We start from the raw sequence: 18,267 nt of genomic DNA, 5'->3' as shown, positions 1-18,267 counted from the left end.
TTTCCGACATCATATTTCTTTTATGAATAGAATTTAAACAGGCACTCAATTAAAGTTTTTTTTGAAAATGTTTGTTAAAGGTTTTGCATCAAACCTTGGCATTTTCGTATTTATTCTCCTAAAATTTAATTTTAATGAAATTCATTATTAATATATGTCTGGTTTTTTTTGGACTGGCTTTTTCTTACGCACAGAAAACTTTCGAGGTCAAAGGGAAAATCATCGATTTCCACGACAAAGTACCATTAAACAACGCTTTAATAAAAATTGGAAATTACTCGGCAACTTCCGATACCAATGGAAACTTCATCTTTAAAAATATAAAACAGGGAACTTATATCTTGACCGCCACTCACGAAGAATGTGAAAATTTTACCGAGCAACTCACCGTCGACAAGGATTTGAATCTCACCTTGAATCTGGAGCACCATATCGAGGACCTTGAAACAGTGACCATACACCGACCGCACAACAGCAACGCCTCGATGATTGTAAAAACGCTCGACAAAAAAGCAATTTCCCGAAATGCCACCGAGAATCTGGGCAACGTGTTGTCAAATATCTCTGGAGTTGGCGCACTGAAAACTGGAAACAATATCGCGAAACCTGTTATTCATGGACTTTACGGAAGCAGAGTTCCCATCATCAATAACGGGGTGAAAATGGCGGAACAGGAATGGGGAGTGGAACACGCGCCGAATGTGGACATCAACAGTTTTGAACATATCGACGTGATTAAAGGCGCATCCGCTTTGAAATACGGAAGCGACGCCATCGGTGGAGTAGTGGTGATGGAACCGCAGATTTTTCCGAGAAAAGACACGCTGAAAGGTGCGGCAAACCTTTCGGGAATCTCGAATGGAAAAGGAATTGGCTTCGATTTGAACCTTGTGAAAACCTGGCAAAATGGTTGGGCAGTGAAAACCAACGGTGGCTACAAAAGAATCGGCGACCTGAACACTCCCGATTACAACCTGATGAACACTGGGTTAAATGCAAATTCGTTCGCATTCACACTTCAGCATAATTCTTTTCTGCAGGGACTTTCGATGGATTACAGTGTGACGAATCAGCAAATCGGGATCTACAGAGGTTCCGATATGGGAAACCTGGAGGATTTTTATAAAGCACTAACAACGGATATCCCTATCTATCAAAGAGAATTCTCGTATTCTATTGAGAATCCGAAACAGGACGTTCAGCATCATATTGCCAAAATTTCGGGATTCAAAAGGTTTGAGCATCTGGGAAAAATCTCGGCGGATTACAGTTTTCAGTACAACCACAGAAAGGAGTATGATGTTCGTCGCGGTGAGCTTTACGATGTGGCTTCGCTAGATTTGGAGCTGTTTACCAATCAGTTTAATCTCAATAACTTAATTGAGCGTCCGCTTTGGAATTTGGAAACCGGGGTTGATTTGCTTTACCAATACAATTACTCGACTCCCGAAACTCAGGCGAGACGGCTTGTTCCGAATTATTCCAAATATTCAGGAGGGATTTACTCAGTCTTTAAATATAAAGTTACTCCACACTTCAATGTTGAAGCGGGTTTACGTTATGATCTCACAAAATATAATGTAAAAAAATGGTACGATCTGAATACCTGGGAAAATCTTTATCAGCAGGATTTTTCACAGTTTTATGTAAAGACGGAAGGAAACAGAGTCTTCACGAATCCGATTCTGAATTTCGGAAACCTGTCGTTCAATGCAGGAATCGAATACAAACCTTCTTCAAATTTTGACGTGAAATTTAATTACGCAAAAGTGGGCAGAACACCGAATATTGCTGAACTTTTTGCAGACGGACTTCATCATTCCGCGGCGATTATCGAGGTGGGAAATATGGGAATGAAAAATGAGGATGGACACCAGTTTAACTTAAATGTCGATGCGAAACTCCCTGTACTTCAGGGTTTGCATATTTCGGTGAATCCGTATTTGTTTTTGACAAAGAATTTCATCACCGAAGTTCCGACGGGAATTCAAAACACCATTCTCGGCGTTTTCCCTGTTTGGAGCTATATGCAGGTCGATGCAAAAATGTATGGGCTTGATTTTGACGCCAGTTTGAAAATCAATTCCAACTTCAATTACAAAGGAAGATTTTCGTATGTGTACGGACAGGACCAGACGCACAACCAACCGCTGATTCTGATGATGCCGCCGAATTTTTCCAACAGTCTGGAATTTTCAAAAGCGGAGTGGAATGACTTTTATTTCAAAATAGAAAACCGAACATTCCTTTCTCAGAACCGTTTCCCAAAATACAATCCAACCGTGAATATCTACGAAAACGGAGTTCAGGTGGAGAAAACCCTGGATTTATCGACGCCGCCGAAAGGTTACTCACTTTGGGGAATTCAGACGGGGATAAACCTTAGTAAGAATTTTTCTGCGGGAGTCAATGTGACCAACCTCTTCAATGTGAATTACAAGGATTATCTGAACCGACTTCGATTTTTCTCCTACGAAATGGGGAGAAATGTTATCGTGAATGTGAAGTATAGCTTTTAAGTTGGAAGTCCGAAGTCGGAAGATGGATGATGGAAGGAAGTCGGAATCTGAAACCTGAAACTTAGAACTTGAAACTTCAAACAACCTCAAACCTCAAACAACCTCAAATACCCTTAAATAAAATGAAAATCTCAAAATATTTCACCCTTTTCTTAACCATAGCAATCTTTCTTTTCGCGTGCAGTAGAGCCGATGAAGATCTGGACGTCCTTTCACAGGAAGATATTTCCAACATCATCCTCAACATCAAAGACGACGCGACGGGAATTGTGCAGACTTATAATTACACGATGAATTCGACCACCCATCCCGTCATTAAACTGACCGATGGAAAATCCTACACTGTCGAAATCGTTTTCCTGAACGGAAACGAAGACGAAACCGAAAGCATCATTGCCGCGAAAGACGAGCATTTCCTCATCTTTGAATTTCATGGTTCCCAAATTGATTTGACGAGGATTGATGATGAACATTCTACCAGGACCGACGGAAACAAACTCGGTCTCCAAACCAAATGGCAAGTGCTGAAAGCGGAGAATTCTGCGAATCCCGAACTGGTAGTGAAGCTGATCCACGATGCGGTTTCGGTGAGTGAGCAGCAAACGGGAACAGTTTTCGGATCCGCAATCGGTGGCGAAACCGATGCGGTGGCCACTTTTGGGGTTAAGAATTAAGCAGTTATTTGATCCGATTTTTCTTGCCAAAAAATCAAAAAAAATTCCTATTTTTGCAACCTAAATTTTAATCAATAATGAACGTTACAGCGACCAAACATGATGATGTAAGTGCATTACTTACAGTGACTTTAGATAAGGCGGACTACAAAGATAAAGTTGAAAAGCAACTCCTGAACTTTGCGAAAAATGCGCAGGTTCCAGGATTCAGAAAAGGGAAAGTGCCATTGAGTATGGTGAGAAAACAATATGAGGCGGGAATTGCTTTTGAAGAAATCAACAAGCAGGTTTCTGATGCGCTGAACAACTATATCAACGAGAACAAACTCCGTTTGGTAGGTCAACCTGTACCGCAACCAGTGGACGATTTCAACCACAATGCAGAGCAACTTTCGGTAGCGTTCGAGGTGGGTTACGAACCAGAATTCACTGTTGACCTTTCAAAATATGAAGCTCCGCACTTCAAGGTAGAAGCTTCTGACAAGGAAATCAACCAAAGCATCGAGAATATGCAGAAGCGTTTTGCGACGCAGGTTCCACAGGAAAAAATCGGAAAAGATTCCCACGTTGCTTTAGAAATTACCCAAATCGTAGAAGCTGATGCAGAAGGTGAACACCACCACCATCCGAAAAATACTGTAGTAAACGCTGATAGAAAGGAAGCTTTCAAACTGGTGAAAGATTTGGCGATGGAAGGAACTGTGAAAGTAACCAAGGAAGACCTCCAGAAAAACGAGGAATTGGCGAAAGAATTAGGTTTCAGTAAAGATGAAGTAGAGCACCTTCACCACAACGAATTGGAAGTGAAAGTGAAAGATTTCTACGGTCTGGATTTGGCTAAATTGGATCAGGACTTGTTCGACAAGGTTTATGGTGAAGGAAATATCAAATCCGAAGAAGAACTGAAAGCTAAGGTGAAAACTGAGCTTGACGAGTATTTCCAGCAGAATGCCGATGTACATTTCGTAAACAAAGTTTTGGAACAGATCAACCAAAAAGAAGAGGTGAAATTACCAGAAACTTTCCTTACAAAATGGTTGATTTTCAACAACGAAAATATTCAAACCGAAGAGCAGGCAAAAGAAGTTCTGGAAGCTGAAAAGAACGTTTTGAAATACCAGATCCTCGAAGGAAAACTGATGAACGACAACGACATCAAATTGGATTATGCTGATATTTTGGCGCAAGCGGAACAGTTGGTAAGAAACCAGTTGGCGATCTACGGAATCCACCATTTGGGTGATGAAGAAATCCAGAAATATGCTGTGGAAATGCTGAAAGACCAGGAGCAGGTTCGTCAGATTTCTTCTGAAGTTGCAATGGCGAAACTGAAAGATGTGATCCTGGAGAAAGCGATCAAGAAAGAAACCAAAATTTCCCACGACGAGTTTTTGGAAGAATTGAAGAAATAAATTCTGCTGCATTCAGCAAATTGAAAATAGAATCCGCCTCAGAAATGGGGCGGATTTGTTTTTAGTGATAACTGAACGACTCGATTTTTGTATTTTCTGAAAGATATTCCTCCAGTTTCACGATTTTTTTATTGTCGATGTGGATGTCGAGTGTTACCTGAACTTCGGCACCTTCCTTGTGTAAACCGATTTCGCTCATTTCTTTACAGATTTTCGAAAGCTCTTCTAATATCCTTTTCTTGGCACCGCCAAAATCTTCATCGGCAAATTTTATTTTCAAGACCTTGTTATGATGTTGGGGAAGGAAATGGTCCGAAATATACTGTGCCGAATAAATGACAGCGAGCGCCAGAATCAGAAAAATAAAAGCCATAGAAATTTCCCCAAAACCGATCGCCATTCCGATTGCGGAAGTGATCCAAATAATTCCCGCGGTGGTCAATCCGTGCACATTCAGTCCCTGTTTGAAAATTACGCCTGCTCCAAGAAAACCGATTCCGCCTACAATATACGACGCGATTCGGGTGGGATCGCCGTGTTCACCCGCAAACTTGTAGGAAAGGATCGAGAATAGGGTAGAACCGAGACAGATGACGGTGATGGTTTTCAACCCCGCGGATTTTTCCTTCATTTCCCGCTCGAAACCTAAAATCAAACCTGCGATAATGGCAAAAACTGCTTTGTAAAGGTCAAAAAGTTCAAAGTGCTCCGACATTTTTTTATTTAAAGGTAATAAAATTTGTCAAACAGCAAATCTCCAATAATTCTTAATTCTTAATTCTTCATTATTCATTATTCATTATTCATTATTAATTAAGAGTTAAACTCCCTGTTCCATTCCTCCGCAGCTTCGCAAAGCGTGGTGTAGAATTCCTCGCCGTATTTTCTGATTAACGGGGTTTTAAGGAATTTATAAACGGGAACCTGCAGTTCTTTTCCCAAAGTACAGGCATCGCTGCAAATCGACCATTCGTGGTAGTTTAACGCTGTGAAAGTCGAATATTCGTTGACACGGATCGGATAAATATGACACGAAATAGGTTTTTGCCAATCGACGGCGCCGTCTTCGTACGCTTTTTCGATGCCGCATTTGGTGATTCCTTTTTCATCGAAAATTACGTAGGCGCACTCGTTTCCGTTCACCATCGGAGTAACGAAATCACCGTCCATCGGATCGATCGTCCATGTTCCTTGCTGCTCGATGGCTTCGACGCCTTCTTTTCTGAGGTAAGGTTTTACTTTTTCGAAGATGCGGTCGAGGATTTCGGTTTCGTGCTTGTCTAAAGGTGCGCCTACATCGCCTTCCACGCAACATGCTCCTTTACATTTACTCAGGTTGCACACGAATTCTTCGGAAAAAATATCTTCGGAAATTAATTTATTATCGATTTGAATCATTTCATTTAAATATTAAAGTGATAAAAACTGGCCAGTTTGAAGAGAACCAGGCATATAATAACCAGCCACAAACCGAGTTCACGCATCCAGTATCTGGGTAGGAATTTCAACATTCTGCTTAAAATAATGGAAACAGGAAGCGCGACGAGGAGCAGGTATTCGTACGTTTTTCCCATGTAGAGGATGATGGTAATCAGCTGAGCGAGCATAAAAACCAACAGGAAAGTATATTTGAATTTACTGGTCGGACTCTTTTTATTGTAATGGTTAAAGTGGTCGAGAACAGCATAAATCAACATTAACAATATCGGAAGAAGAATCAGCAGAGTAGAAAAATCCGTCATCGGCTTGAAATTCCTAAACGGAAAATAATCGGGATTCCAGGAATTCATTCCCAGAAAATAGGCGATCCCAAAATACGAAATTGCAATAAGGAAAATGCCAAAAAACAACCTGAAAAAATGCAGCCCAATTCTGTCGGAAGTTCCGATAATATGCATGATAACGAAGAAGCACATCGGCCAAGTTGTGGGAAGAAAAATGAAATTCACAGCCAAAATCGCTCCGATCAGGATATACGAATTTTTCCGAACCGACATATCGGTGTCCGTCAATAACAATAGAATGATGGAGTTGGTGAAAAGCGAAACCGCGATTCCGATATCCAAATCTCCAGGATAAAGTGCGAAAATCACAGCCGTGTACAGAAAAAGCGGAAGATGGGTTTGGTAATTGAGCGCAATCGCATTAAAACAGAAATATCCCAAAGCAACACCTGCAAAAGTCACGATCGCTGAAACGATATCTAAAGTGTTGAAATCCAGAAAATTAAATCCGATAACAATCAACAGAAGAATACCAATATAAACAGGAACTGAAAAAATATTGCTTTCTTTTGAAAGTAATCGGAACATTTTTTATAAATTTGTGCAAAGTTAATTTAAAAAAGGAAAATAATGACGTCTTTCTGGTTATTCTTAAGCGATCTGTTCAAATGGTCATACGGTTTTTTTGATTTTGCAGGCAACATCGTAAACTGGTTGCTCTTCATCGCTGGAACTGTGTTGTTTTGCTACTGGTGCTACGTTTTGGTAGTTACTTTGGGTGGCGACAAAGACAAGGAATATTATTCGCCGACGGAAGGAAAGCATCCTTATTACGACCCCAATATAATGAGAAAAGAAAATAAATAATTGATACCCTTTCTTACTATAAAAATCCCGAAGAATTTTCTTCGGGATTTGTGTTTTAGTACGTCGATCGGGTATGAAAGATTTTTCGAAAAAAACTAATTTGCTCCCTTTAGGGATGGGGTAATCTAAATTAGTTTTTTTTTGAAAAACCTTTAGGAATTTCTCAATGAATCGGAATCACCAAAACTGGGATCTGCGATCTTCGGGTCAGTTCTTTGGTCAAGCTTCCCACGAAAACATCGTACATATTGCTTCGTCCATGTGAACCCATCACGATATAGCCCGCGTTTACGCTGTTGGCGTATTCCAGGATGATGTCGCCTGCAACTCCTTGTTTTAGCAGGTGTTCGCAGTCCACGCCGTGTGCAATGATTTGCTGCTCGATATTGTTGAGTTGCAGGAGTTCCTGCTTAATTTCGTTCTGCTCAACTTCAGGGAAATACTGGAATCCCATGTCTCCGATCGCAAAACCAATATCGGAAGGTGCAACGTGGATCAGGCAGATCTTGCCGCCTGTTTCTTTGGCAAATTTTACGGCACCATCAACAAGTTTGTCGGTTGCCTCGGAAAAATCTACAGGTAAGATAATGTTGATCATGACTAAAAATTTTGTTCACTAAAGTTAGGGATTTTTTCGAAAACTCCCAAGTTAACTTTTATTGAATTCTAAGGTCCAGAACTTTTTTGTCCTCCAGAAACGCCTCCAAAATATCGTTCTCCGAAACTTTTCCCACTCCTTTCGGGGTTCCCGTGAAAATCAGATCACCAACTCTCAGTGTGAAATATTGGGAAACAAATGCAATAATTTTTTCGGGTGTAAAAAGCATCAGCGAAGTATTTCCATCCTGAACTTTTTCTTTGTTCTTCATTAATGAAAAGTTGAGGTTCTTCAAATCAAAATCTTCTTTCTTGAAGAATTCGGAAACTACTGCACTTCCGTCGAATCCTTTTGCCAGTTCCCACGGAAGTCCTTTTTCTTTCAGCTTTGCCTGTAAATCCCGCGCCGTGAAGTCGATTCCCAAACCGATTTCGTCATAATAATTTGCGGCATTTTCTTCCTGGATGTATTTTCCTCCCTTTGAGATTTTCAGCACCACCTCGAGTTCGTAATGGATGTCGTCAGAAAATTCGGGAATATAGAAATCGGATCCTTTTTTCAACACCGCGGTATCGGGTTTCATAAAGATCACGGGTTTTTCGGGAATTTCATTTCCGAGTTCTTTCGCGTGTTCGGCGTAGTTTCTACCGATGCAGATGATTTTCATTTAATTAATGTATCAATTTAACAATGTACCAATGTAGCAATTAGCAATTTGAAATGTATCAATTTTCAAATTACCAAATTACCAAATTTTCAAATTAAAATCTTGACCGCAGCTGTATTCCCGTCAAAACCTTTTTCGTGTAAAGCGGAAAGTCGGCGTTTTGGATCCAGCCAAAATAGCCCAAATCTTTCTGGAAAACGTCTTTTACTCTTTGTCCTTTGTATTTACCGAAGGTGAAGATTTCCTTACCGTCGTCGTCGAATGCGATGAATCCCGCCAAATCCGCAAATTTATTGTGGAAGGAAAATTCGCTCAATCCCGCAACTTCATTCGGAAGTTCCTCATAAAAGCCAACCTGCGCATCGAGTACCTCGAAGGTTGCCAAAACATCCGCTTCCGCAGAATGGGCATTTTCCAAAGTTTTGCCACAATAGAAATTGTAGGCGGCGGTGAGATTTCTGGGTTCCATTTTATGGTAAATGGTTTGCGCGTCTATCATTCGGAATTTGCTGAGGTCAAAATCGATTTCGGCACGGAGAAGTTCCTCCGCCAAAAGCGGCACATCAAAACGGTTGGAATTAAATCCGCCCAGATCACTGCCGGAAATCATCTCCATAATCTTCGGTGCAATTTCTTTGAATTTCGGCGCGTCTTTCACATCTTCATCAAAAATTCCGTGTACGGCGCTCGCTTCTTTCGGAATGTACATTTCGGGATTGACGAGCCAGGTTTTGCTCTCACGCGAAGCGTCGGGATTTACTTTAAGGATGCAGATTTCTACGATGCGGTCTTTGCCGACGTTGGTTCCTGTAGTTTCCAGATCGAAAATGCAGAGGGGTTTGTGGAGTTTTAAATTCATTGCTTAATTTGAGAATGTGCTAATTTGGAAATGTGCTAATTCAAATTCAACCTTAAGATCAAATTGGAATTGGGGCTTACTTGCCGAAGCTTTCTTGAAATATTAATGAAACCAGAATGTAATAAACTATCACCAACGGAATTCCTGCCAATTGGAACAGCGCGAGAATTAAGATTGCACCTACCAATAATGCTAATTTTGGATAATTATCCTGTAATTTCATCGATTTGAATTTCATTGCAATCATCTTGATGGGCGATACCAAAAGCCACGAACTGATGATGGTGAGCAAAACCAAAAGGATCGGATTTGAGGTGATCCCACCGAAAAAACCTGAGTATTGGTCAACGAAGTACAGCCCAAAAATCAAGATGGTGTTCGATGGAGTGTTCAAACCTTTAAAATAATATTTCTGTTCCTCATCCAGGTTAAAAATTGCAAGCCGCAAACAGGAAAAAATGGTGATGAACAGTCCGAGATATTTAATTTCAAAAGGAAGATTCATTCCCAGCAAACTGTTTCCGAACGGCTCCAACATTTTATACATCGCCAAACCAGGAAGAAGTCCGAAACTCACCATGTCTGCAAGCGAATCCAGTTGCGCACCAAGGTTGGAATCCGATTTCATCGCGCGTGCGACAAAACCGTCAAAAAAATCCAGAACCAGCGAGAGCACAATGCAGGTCGCGGTGGTTTTATAATCGCCGTTCAACAGGTGGATCACACCGACGCTCCCCGAAATAAGATTGGCGAGCGTAAACGCGTTCGCAAGATTATTCTTAATGAAATTCATACCCGCAAAAATAAGGTTTTTTAATGTAGCAATTTAGCAATGTAGTAATTTAGCAATGTAGCAATTAAGCAGTCAGCTTTCGGCAGTCAGCAGTCAGCAGTCAGCAGTCGGCAATCGGCAATCGGCAAGTAACTGCAACTACAGTGAATTATGAAATATCGAACACACCTCCTGAAACTTGAAACCTGAAACTCGGAACTCGAAACAATTGCAACCACTGCAACCACTGCAACAACTCTGCACCCACTACACCATTTGCACCAAATTGAATCAAAATAAACCCATCATCAACCTAATCTTAATTTAATGTAAATTTGCACACTCATTTCACAGAAAATAAATGAAGGAACTTAGATTACAGGAGGTTTTGGCATTGGTTTACCGTCTTTTTCTGGCATTTTTCTTTTACCAGATTGCTCGGCTTTTGTTTTGGTTTTTCAACAAAGATTTAATAAAGGTTGATTCGGTTTCTGATTATTTTGGGCTGGCTTTTCACGGCGTCGCTTTCGATATGACTGCGATTTTCTATGTGAACGCACTCTTCATCTTGCTGAGTTTGCTGCCTTTGGTCATTAACACAAAACCTTATTATCAGAAATTCCTGTTTTGGGTGTATTTCATTATGAACGGCATCGCCTACGGAATGAATTTCGGTGATTTCGTGTATTATAAATTTTCGCAGGCAAGATTGACGACCGCCGCAATGCATGTCGCACAGCACGAAAACAATCTGGGTAAAGTTTTTTTTACTTCGGTTATTGAGCATCCATTTGTGATTTTATGGTACATCGTCTTGATGATGTTCTGGGTATTTCTCTACAAAAAAGTAACGGTTACGGAATTCAATCCCGTTAAGAAATGGGTGTATTTTGTGGGTTCTGTCGTGACGCTCTGCATTACCGCAACTTTGGTAGTGGGAGGAATCCGAGGTGATTTCAAACATTCAACGCGGCCGATTAATTTGGTGGATGCCAATAAGTTTGTGAAAAATCCGCTTCAGGCAAATATCGTTCTGAACAGTGTGTTCTCGTTTTTCAGGACAATCGATACCAATAATTTTGAGGAAGTGCATTTCGTGGATCAAAAATTCATTGATGAAAATATTCACCCCTATAAACTTTACAAAAGGGAAGAGGTGTCGCCGAAACCGAACATTGTGATTTTCATTCTCGAAAGTTTTGCGAAAGAATATTCTGGGGCGTTTAACAGAAATACCGGTATCAAGGATTTTGTTTCATACACGCCGTTTTTCGATTCGCTCGCTTCCAAGAGTTTGATTGCCATCAATGCTTTTGCCAACGGAAGACAGTCGATTCACGGGATGAGTTCGGTTCTTGCGGGGATTCCAAGTTTGACCGATGCTTTCACGGGATCGCCTTACGCGAACCAGAAAATACAGTCGATCGTCTCAGTGACGAATGAGTTGGGATACGACACTTCTTTTTTCCACGGTGCTCCGAATGGTTCGATGGGATTTCTGGGATTCGGGAATATTCTCGGTTTTCAGCATTATTACGGTAAAAACGAGTACAATAACGACAAGGATTTCGATGGAATGTGGGGAATTTGGGACGAGCCGTTTTTCCAGTATTTCGCGAAAAATTTAAACTCCAAAAAATCTCCGTTTATGGCGACGATGTTTTCCGTTTCGTCGCACCATCCGTTTAAAGTTCCCGAACAGTACAAAGGAAAATTTAAGAAAGGTCCGCTCGAGATTCACGAACCGATCGGCTACACCGATTATTCCCTGAAAAAATTTTTCGAGACCGCCGAGAAAATGCCGTGGTACAGCAACACGATTTTTGTTTTCGTTGCGGACCATACGAATCAGGTCGCCTATCCTGAATACGAAAAAGCGATGAACCGTTATGCGGTGCCGATTCTTTTCTACTCTCCAAACCCAAAATATAATCTTCACGGTGAAATTACGGAGCCGGCTCAGCAAATGGACATTTACCCGACTTTGGCTGACTTGATCGGCTACAACAATCCCATCCGAAGTTGGGGCAGAAGTTTGGTTTCCGAAGACAAAAACTATTTGATCGTAAACTCCGATTCGATTCAGGAGCAGTTTATGATCGGGAACTACATTTATCGTTTCGACGGAAAAAATGTGACGGGAATTTACGATATCGGCGACAAAAATTTAGAGAAAAACCTTGTGGGTAAAGTCGGCGGTCCCGAAATCGAGCGGGGAATCCTCCTGTGCAAAGCTTGGTATCAGGATTATATGTATCGGGTGATTAATCGGAAGCTGCAATAAGTACAGAATAGAGTAATTGTCTATCTTGGCTAAGCGCAAGCGCCTTTGTCTGTCTTAAAAATATGAAGGAGGTAGAATAATTATCCTTGTATAGCTTTGCGAGATATTAAGCGTTGCATGTTCATTCATTGAATTACGAAATCTATTAATCTTGCAGGAATTCTCGCAAGGAAAAACAAGGATTTACTTAAATTTTATGCTGTTTTTAAGCTAAACAAAGGCGCTAACGCTTATTTTTCAGGCAGACAAAGGGAAAAAGTGCAGAATAGAGTCATTGTCTATCTTGGCTAAGCGCAAGCGCCTTTGTCTGTCTTAAAAATATGAAGGAGGTAGAATAATTATCCTTGTATAGCTTTGCGAGATATTAAGCGTTCCATGTTCATTCATTGAATTACGAAATCTATTAATCGTGCAGGAATTCTCGCAAGGAAAAACAAGGATTTACTTAAATTTTATGCTGCTTATAAGCTAAACAAAGGCGCTAACGCTTATTTTTCAGACAGACAAAGGGAAAAAGTAAAGGTGCGCGTCATAATCCGTTTGCAATCCTCTTAACGCCGTCCTTAAATAAAGGGCTGTTAAAATTAAGAATCATTCCTAATTTATAGTTGCCTAATCTGAGATAGTTGTTGAGTTGTTTCTTATCCGAATCGCTAATAAATTCAACAGATTTTAAATCTATTACGACTTTATCTTCAACAAGAATATCCATTCGGTAAGCTCTCTCGAAAAACAATTCTTCATACTGAATTGCTTGGAATTTCTGTCTTTCGGCTTTTAGTCCTGCTTTTGTTAGTTCATACATCAAACACTCTTCATAAACCCTTTCGTAGAGTCCAACTCCAAGTTTCCTATGGATTTTCAAACCGAGTTCAAATACGATTTTTGAGATTTCATTTTCAGTCATGTTGTTTTCTTAATTGGTTATTAATCAAAATTAATCATAAAAATTGATAGTTGATTTTTCCTTCTTTGTATATCATAGCTAAGCACAAGCGCCTTTGTTTGTCTTAAAAATATGCGCGGTGCAGAATATAATTTTCCTTGTTTTGCATTGCGAGATTTTTAATGAGAGGTTACAACCATGATGTTTAAATGATTGTTTAATTTCCAATCATCCTTTCAATTCATTGATAAGTTATGAAGCGAATAACGAAATATTTGCCGTTTAACTTTTTTTGGTTACTTTTATCCAACCTAAAAATTAAATTATTTATAAAATGAAAAAAATAGCTTTCGCTTTTGTTGCCCTCTTTTTCGCAACACTTTCTTATGCCCAGATCGAAGGAAAATGGAAAACCATCGACGATGAAACGGGACAGGCAAAATCCATCGTAGAAATCACCAAGAAATCTGACGGAAAATATTACGGAAAAGTTATCCAGCTTCTCATCAAGCCAGCAGATCCAAACTGTACTGGCTGTAAAGACGACCGTAAAGGAAAACCAATCCTGGGAATGGAAGTGGTTCGTGGACTGAAAAAAGATGGAGCAGAGTTCAGCGGGGGAACCATCACCGATCCAAAAACTGGCAAAACTTACAAGTGCAACATTTCCCGAGACGGCGATAAGCTGAATGTGAGAGGTTACGTTGGTTTCTCACTCATCGGCAGAACCCAGACTTGGCATAAAGTAAACTAAATTATAGTGCATTGACCAATGCAGAATCCGCCTCGCAAAAGTGAGGCGGATTTTTTTGTTATCGTTTTTCAATTTTTGCATTCAATATTTTTATTCATCAGCGACCTATTCTTTAGGATTTCGTTCACTTACAATTCACTTACTGAAACCATCATTTCGCATAATTTGATTTAAAGACTCGCCGAGAAGCTTGCATTTTTGACTCATAAATTTTAATCATTTAACCAATAAAAAAAGAATTATGAAGACAATTGCAAAAAAACTAAAATGTTTCTCCTGGCTTTACTCATTGTTGGAGTTTCATTTTCATCGTGCGGGAGAAGTAATGACGAGGATCCAACAACAACACCTGTTCCTGGTCCTAAAATGAAAAGCTACAATGATGTTAAGATAGGAAACCAGCACTCTCAAAATGGGACGTACATCAATATGTACACTGGTAAAGTGTACAGCAAGCAGGAAGCTTACCAAAATCAGGGTGAAATTGATTTTGGATTTTTCTTTAACAATATCCACCAAAATTTTTTAGCATCACCGTATGAACTTTTAGCATAGTGTAATCCTTACCAAGGCGGCGGAATAGCTTATGATTTTGTTTACAACCCAAATTATGGATTTAACAAATGGGGGCATTTGAACCATAACTCTATTTCAAAGACAAATACTTTAAGCGAAGGATAATTTGCTAATATCTCTAATGGAACACAACTGGTGGAGAAACTAGGAGGGTTCACAGGCGGAATTTCTGCAAATCATGAACTTGCGGTTGGAGATGTTATGAAGTTTGCAACCCACACCGGCAAGAAAGGGATTGCTGTTGTTAAAAGTGTCTCCGGGAATGGCACAGTTGCAGGTGATCTTGTTTTAGATATCAAAGTGTTGGAATAGAACGACTCTGAACGAAACATATTATTAGATTTTTTCTGAAAGGGTTATGCGTTGGGTATAACCTTTTTTACTGTTTTTATATTTTGATTTAGTTAAATAAGATTGATCTACTTTTGGATGATTGTTAAAAAAAATGTGATTTTGGTTTTATTTCATTTCTGCTTTCCATGACCAATTTTGATAATGTTGCTCGCAAAAGTGAGCGGGATTATTATAACTTATTGTTAAAGTTTATAAGACTTCGATCTTTTTCATATAATTGGCGTAAAAGCAGAAATATTTTATATTTTTACAAAAGCAAAGGGTATAAATCTGTCCAGCGAATAGGGAGACCTACAATTCATTAGTTTATAAAATTTTGCGGCAGAAATATCGCTACGAAATGTAAGTTGAATAGCATTTTCTGCACGTGCAGTAGTATTTAATACAAGTTTTCCTAGCTTTAAGGGTCGTAGGACTGGAGCTGCAGAAGTAACAATGTCAAATCTATCTCCTACGGAAGCTGCACTCCAATCTCTTGACAATACTTCTCCAAATCTACTAAAAGGGTTTCCGTTATTCCCATTTAAAATATGGTAATGTGGTCAAAAATAGTTGGTGTTTTTTTAAAAAATAATTTGTAATATTCGGCTGTTGGTTGGAAGAGGAAGCGAGCCATGCAGAGGTGCAACTCGCCAGCAATACAACTGACGCTGTAAACGATAGTTTAGAGGGATGGTTTCGACCATCCTTTTTAATAAATTATCGGAACAGCCAAATGGCTAAAAAACCTTTCATCACTTCTGGTTTTTATAGAAAAGATACCATTGAATGAATTTTTTGCGCCTACTTTTAGTAAGTCCTCTATGAATATTCAGATTGCCTTTCAGATGTCCGAAGAAGGATTCCAGACCATTGGTGGTTTTCGGTATCTTAGGATTCTGTAGAAAGGTGAACATATTTGGAAGCGCCTTTTTGATCACTGAAAAACTTCGCCTCACCATCTTGTGAGTATACCAATACCTTCCTGTTTCCTCATTGTAAGATTTTTCATTGATAAACTCTTTGTGCTGCTCGAACCAATCCACAAGCTCCCGTATCCAATATTGCTTTTTTGACTCGCAGTCGATAAAGTGAAGTTTACACGCAATCTCTCGGAGCTCGAATCCTGCCCTTGTTTTAGGATGTGCGGAAAGCCATATCTTGCACATTCTCTGGATATGCACCAGGCATCTCTGCATCGGAACTTTCGGGCATACCTTTCTAATAGCCTTAATCAGGGATTTATCTCCGTCGCACGTAATCCCACCAATTTTTACACCCAAATCAAGAATATTTTGAAGATCTTCCCTAAGTTCTTCAAAGTGTTCACCATCGGTTATTCTGTAAAGTTGGGTTTGTTTGAAGACATCGTCCCTAAAAACGACAAGACAGATTTCATTGGAAAAATATGTGGCGTCAATCAAAAGATAGACTTCCTTGTTCTGACTGTAACTCAGCTGTGGAGCCTTTGCCAGCATAAGGTTAAAATATCGTTGGAGCGTACTGATCAAATATCCGGATTCAATTGAAATCTGCTCGTAAGTTTGTCGACCTATGATCCACTTCCTGAACCAAATCTCTTTATTTTTTAAACTTACGGATTTGTTTTCAAGCGTAAAGTAAATCCCGCAGTTCTTACACTTGAACCGCCTCTTGCCTTTCTGTTTTCCCCACGAAATGGTATCCAAACTTCCACAACACCAACAACGATTTTTTTTGATTTTTCAGACATAAAAAAAATTTATTGAAACAAAGTTCAATAAACTTTTGTAATCGCATCTAATAATCGGTATTACAAAGAATTTTACCAACTATTTTTGACTATTAAATCACAAATATAATTCCAGTCATCGGTCATTTTTCCCGGGATTATTTCTTTAGAATAATCATAAGCAGAAGCGGGTTTCAATTTTGGTCCCGGACCTTCTCCGTCTTCCGCATTCAATCCTCCATCATTATCGCCCGTACCAAATATATGATCCTGCGCCATATCGTGAAACATATCATTTTCAATACCACCATCTCCATCACCTTTTAAATCACTATCAATTCTGAAATCACCATTAATGATATCTAGCATCGCCAAAACTATCTTTTCAAATACATTGTCTGCGTCAGGATTTCTAGCGCCCTCCAACCAATTCCAATCAAGTAAACTATCTATCTATCAAATAAAGAATAATTCCTATTATCACAAATAAAGGTATCAAGAATAGCCCTGCTAAATTATCTTTAACTTCTTCCTCTTTGAGATTTTCACAGTAGGATTGTTGCATCTTTTTTGTATTACATCTATAAACGAAAATCCATCGAACAAACATACCGAAATAACCGAAAATAAAGTCTATCATTTTTTCCTTTTTGGCGCAGATTCATAAATACCTTTTTTGACACTTGTTTTCACCCCAAAATTTAATGCCCTATTTACTAATTTATTATTAACAAAATTAATTCCAAAGGAAAGAGGTGCTGTTGTTGCTTCAACACTTGGTCTTACAAAGGCCTCAAACTGTTCAGATTCAGTCATATTAATATTATCTTTATAAACATTTTTATATGGGACACCATTTTTAAAACCCCATGTAATAATATCCATTTTTACATGAAGATTTTCAATTCTTTCTTTCTTAATGGCTTCTTTAGGTAATGCGTAAAAGCCTCCATAAAATATGTAACCTATAATCTGAATACCCTCAATAGGTTTTGATATAATATTATCAGCTAAATAATTCCATGTTTGCCTTATTGGAGTGGCATTAGTTCTTTTCGGTCCGGGTCCTTCCTGATCATAATAAGGATCTTGAGTCGCGTCGTCCATCAATTCATACATATGGCCATCATTCATGTTGTCTGCAAAATAATCATCTCCCGCATATCCGTCTCCCGTGCCTAAAGCAATGTCAATATCCAGCGTCCATTTAAAATTAATGATATTCCAAAGGTCGCTATGACCATATTCCCATCCGGCAGGATAAAAATCAATGTCAAAATGCCCTGCGTAATCATCCCCATAGTCGTCGTAGTCCCCATAGCCGTCCTCATACATCCCAGTTGGGTCAGTAAAAGACAGAGGGTTGTTAAACCCAAACCTGTAAGGCGTTAGGTCGGGGCTTAATTCTGCCAAAGGATCCGAATTGAACCACCTCCCCAGATCGGGCATATAGTTCCTCGCCCCGAAGTCGTAGATTCCAGACTCCTGCAACTCCTTGCCTCCAAACTTATAGTTCAGCGGGCTTGCCGTGGCACTAAATTCCGATTCTTGGAAGATTATGACACAAAAAGGGTAATTTCTGTGGCACTCATTATTTTAAACACATCACTTTCCCGCACATAACTCCTAGG

19 protein-coding genes are annotated in these 18,267 nt (G+C 39.5%); 8 read left to right on the top strand and 11 right to left on the bottom strand.

Features of this window, described 5'->3' with window-relative positions:
• The first annotated feature begins 134 nt into the window (after positions 1-134).
• From MTP09_RS10020 to MTP09_RS10010, 3 genes are all read left to right on the top strand, one after another.
• Positions 135-2,519 (top strand): TonB-dependent receptor, encoded by a 2,385-nt coding sequence (locus tag MTP09_RS10020; protein ID WP_243548272.1) that lies wholly within the window; start codon positions 135-137, stop codon positions 2,517-2,519.
• Positions 2,520-2,641: 122 nt separating this feature from the next.
• The gene (locus MTP09_RS10015) at positions 2,642-3,193 is read left to right on the top strand and encodes a hypothetical protein (protein WP_243548271.1); all 552 of its coding nucleotides are present in this window, start codon (positions 2,642-2,644) and stop codon (positions 3,191-3,193) included.
• A gap of 77 nt (positions 3,194-3,270) precedes the next feature.
• Positions 3,271-4,605 (top strand): trigger factor, encoded by a 1,335-nt coding sequence (locus tag MTP09_RS10010; RefSeq protein WP_243548270.1) that lies wholly within the window; start codon positions 3,271-3,273, stop codon positions 4,603-4,605.
• Positions 4,606-4,666: 61 nt separating this feature from the next.
• Here the strand turns inward: MTP09_RS10010 and MTP09_RS10005 are convergent, their stop codons facing one another.
• From MTP09_RS10005 to MTP09_RS09995, 3 genes are all read right to left on the bottom strand, one after another.
• The gene (locus MTP09_RS10005) at positions 4,667-5,320 is read right to left on the bottom strand and encodes an MgtC/SapB family protein (RefSeq protein WP_243548269.1); all 654 of its coding nucleotides are present in this window, start codon (positions 5,318-5,320) and stop codon (positions 4,667-4,669) included.
• 98 nt (positions 5,321-5,418) lie between these two features.
• A complete protein-coding gene (locus tag MTP09_RS10000) occupies positions 5,419-6,003 on the bottom strand; it encodes a DUF3109 family protein (RefSeq protein WP_243548268.1) in 585 nt (194 codons plus the stop codon).
• A 5-nt stretch (positions 6,004-6,008) separates the two neighbouring features.
• Complete coding sequence (locus MTP09_RS09995) at positions 6,009-6,917, bottom strand: DUF6427 family protein (RefSeq protein WP_243548267.1); 909 nt, start codon at positions 6,915-6,917, stop codon at positions 6,009-6,011.
• 42 nt (positions 6,918-6,959) lie between these two features.
• Here MTP09_RS09995 and MTP09_RS09990 point away from each other — a divergent pair, with 42 nt between their 5' ends.
• A complete protein-coding gene (locus MTP09_RS09990) occupies positions 6,960-7,196 on the top strand; it encodes a hypothetical protein (RefSeq protein ID WP_243548266.1) in 237 nt (78 codons plus the stop codon).
• A 163-nt stretch (positions 7,197-7,359) separates the two neighbouring features.
• Here the strand turns inward: MTP09_RS09990 and MTP09_RS09985 are convergent, their stop codons facing one another.
• From MTP09_RS09985 to MTP09_RS09970, 4 genes are all read right to left on the bottom strand, one after another.
• The gene (locus MTP09_RS09985; protein WP_243548265.1) at positions 7,360-7,794 is read right to left on the bottom strand and encodes a universal stress protein; all 435 of its coding nucleotides are present in this window, start codon (positions 7,792-7,794) and stop codon (positions 7,360-7,362) included.
• Positions 7,795-7,852: 58 nt separating this feature from the next.
• Positions 7,853-8,461 (bottom strand): fumarylacetoacetate hydrolase family protein, encoded by a 609-nt coding sequence (locus MTP09_RS09980; protein WP_243548264.1) that lies wholly within the window; start codon positions 8,459-8,461, stop codon positions 7,853-7,855.
• 94 nt (positions 8,462-8,555) lie between these two features.
• The gene (locus MTP09_RS09975) at positions 8,556-9,320 is read right to left on the bottom strand and encodes a 3'-5' exonuclease (protein WP_243548263.1); all 765 of its coding nucleotides are present in this window, start codon (positions 9,318-9,320) and stop codon (positions 8,556-8,558) included.
• A gap of 76 nt (positions 9,321-9,396) precedes the next feature.
• On the bottom strand, positions 9,397-10,113 hold the full coding sequence (locus tag MTP09_RS09970; RefSeq protein ID WP_243548262.1) for a CDP-alcohol phosphatidyltransferase family protein: 717 nt from the start codon (positions 10,111-10,113) through the stop codon (positions 9,397-9,399).
• 340 nt (positions 10,114-10,453) lie between these two features.
• On the opposite strand from MTP09_RS09970, the gene MTP09_RS09965 reads away from it, so the two are divergent.
• The gene (locus tag MTP09_RS09965; protein WP_243548261.1) at positions 10,454-12,376 is read left to right on the top strand and encodes an LTA synthase family protein; all 1,923 of its coding nucleotides are present in this window, start codon (positions 10,454-10,456) and stop codon (positions 12,374-12,376) included.
• Positions 12,377-12,905: 529 nt separating this feature from the next.
• Here MTP09_RS09965 and MTP09_RS09960 read toward each other — a convergent pair.
• Complete coding sequence (locus tag MTP09_RS09960; protein WP_243548260.1) at positions 12,906-13,283, bottom strand: GxxExxY protein; 378 nt, start codon at positions 13,281-13,283, stop codon at positions 12,906-12,908.
• Positions 13,284-13,596: 313 nt separating this feature from the next.
• Between MTP09_RS09960 and MTP09_RS09955 the strand changes: the two genes are divergently transcribed.
• From MTP09_RS09955 to MTP09_RS09945, 3 genes are all read left to right on the top strand, one after another.
• The gene (locus MTP09_RS09955; protein ID WP_243548259.1) at positions 13,597-14,016 is read left to right on the top strand and encodes a DUF2147 domain-containing protein; all 420 of its coding nucleotides are present in this window, start codon (positions 13,597-13,599) and stop codon (positions 14,014-14,016) included.
• A 267-nt stretch (positions 14,017-14,283) separates the two neighbouring features.
• The gene (locus MTP09_RS09950) at positions 14,284-14,571 is read left to right on the top strand and encodes a hypothetical protein (RefSeq protein ID WP_243548258.1); all 288 of its coding nucleotides are present in this window, start codon (positions 14,284-14,286) and stop codon (positions 14,569-14,571) included.
• A 156-nt stretch (positions 14,572-14,727) separates the two neighbouring features.
• Positions 14,728-14,904: a hypothetical protein gene (locus MTP09_RS09945; RefSeq protein WP_243548257.1), complete on the top strand. Its 177-nt coding sequence runs from the start codon at positions 14,728-14,730 to the stop codon at positions 14,902-14,904.
• A gap of 776 nt (positions 14,905-15,680) precedes the next feature.
• Here the strand turns inward: MTP09_RS09945 and MTP09_RS09940 are convergent.
• From MTP09_RS09940 to MTP09_RS14470, 3 genes are all read right to left on the bottom strand, one after another.
• Complete coding sequence (locus tag MTP09_RS09940) at positions 15,681-16,613, bottom strand: IS256 family transposase, variant Zn-binding type (RefSeq protein WP_456237123.1); 933 nt, start codon at positions 16,611-16,613, stop codon at positions 15,681-15,683.
• Positions 16,614-16,729: 116 nt separating this feature from the next.
• Positions 16,730-17,005 (bottom strand): hypothetical protein, encoded by a 276-nt coding sequence (locus MTP09_RS09930; protein WP_243548254.1) that lies wholly within the window; start codon positions 17,003-17,005, stop codon positions 16,730-16,732.
• A gap of 267 nt (positions 17,006-17,272) precedes the next feature.
• Positions 17,273-18,127: an RHS repeat domain-containing protein gene (locus MTP09_RS14470; protein WP_317618759.1), complete on the bottom strand. Its 855-nt coding sequence runs from the start codon at positions 18,125-18,127 to the stop codon at positions 17,273-17,275.
• Between the last annotated feature and the right edge of the window lie 140 nt (positions 18,128-18,267).

This window comes from Chryseobacterium suipulveris, assembly GCF_022811685.1.
Lineage (GTDB): Bacteria > Bacteroidota > Bacteroidia > Flavobacteriales > Weeksellaceae > Kaistella > Kaistella suipulveris.
This window is presented reverse-complemented; position numbering and strand designations above follow the sequence as displayed.